Source organism: Pseudoxanthomonas wuyuanensis (assembly GCF_900215535.1).
In the GTDB taxonomy this organism is placed as follows: Bacteria; Pseudomonadota; Gammaproteobacteria; order Xanthomonadales; family Xanthomonadaceae; genus Pseudoxanthomonas_A; species Pseudoxanthomonas_A wuyuanensis.
The window spans coordinates 1-1,056 of the sequence record NZ_OCND01000033.1 but is presented as its reverse complement, the minus strand read 5'-3'; the positions used below and the strand labels follow the sequence as shown (position 1 = coordinate 1,056).

The following is a 1,056-nucleotide window of genomic DNA, read 5'->3' as shown; positions in this document are numbered from 1 at the left end:
AGTCGTCCCTGAAGTATCGATTTCAGGCAGCGGTTGCGATCTGCATCGACTGCTGGCGTGAAGTGCTCCGGACTGCAGTTCCCAGAACCCAGGCGCACAAAAACACGATCCACCGCATCAGCCAGCGGATGTTGTATCCCGCAGCGCAGGCAATCACGTGCAGGGCATCGCCCTCGGCACCCTTCAGATGGCAGCGCCGCATTCGGCAATCGTCCTTCAGGTGTCCGATCACAGGTTCGACCGCCTGCCTGCGCTTCACCCACGCCCACTGTCGCCTGGTCAGCGTCTTCGGCTTGCCCCGGTGCAGGATGTCGACCCCTTCGACCTCGCGGCCGCGATAGCCAAGCACGATCGCCGTCTTCGGCTTCTGCCCGCTGACGATCCCGACCTGCTCAAGCTGCTCTTCCAGCTTGTCGCCGTCGTACGGGTTGCCCGGAAAGCTGAGCGCGCCCACCACCAGCCCCTTCCGGGCGGTCACGGCGATGCCCACCTTCACCCCGAACTCGTAGGGCTTGCGCGCCTTGCCCTTGCCGATGCACTCCACCTCCGGTGCATGCAGGGCATACAGCTTGTTGCTGTTCTTCGGACGCTGGCTGCCGATCCGCTCGGCCCGCTCCAGCCACACCTGTATCTGCTCGCGGGCCGCCTCGTCCAGCGTGTCCAGTTGCCGGCCAATATCCCGGAACACTCGGCCCAGCAACGTGCGCTGGCGACGCAACACCCGGCGCATGCGCTTGAACTGCCGCGCGTGCGCATGCCGACCGGCCTTGCGCGCAAGGCCCGGCGCCTCCCGCTCGTAGGTCTGCCGCAGTTGGAGCCCGTTGCGACGGCTCAGCAGCACCAGCTTCCTGCGCGCCACCTCCAGCAGCCGGCTGTCAGTCGGGTGCGCGATCGCCTTCTCCTGCACCGTGGTGTCCACGATCACCCGCGACAGCTCCCGGGTATCGACCGCCTTCATCGATCGCGCCGCCGCGACCGTCTGCGCCAGCAGTTCTTCCATGCCCACCTCGCCCAACCGCTGACGCCAGCGCGTGAGCGAACTGGGGTTGCACGGCA

The 1,056-nt window shown here is 66.6% G+C and carries 1 protein-coding gene; it reads right to left on the bottom strand.

From position 1 onward, the window contains the following. Positions 1-22: 22 nt before the first annotated feature. The coding region (locus tag CRO39_RS20205; protein WP_238394746.1) for an IS5 family transposase at positions 23-1,056 on the bottom strand (1,034 nt) is incomplete at its 5' end.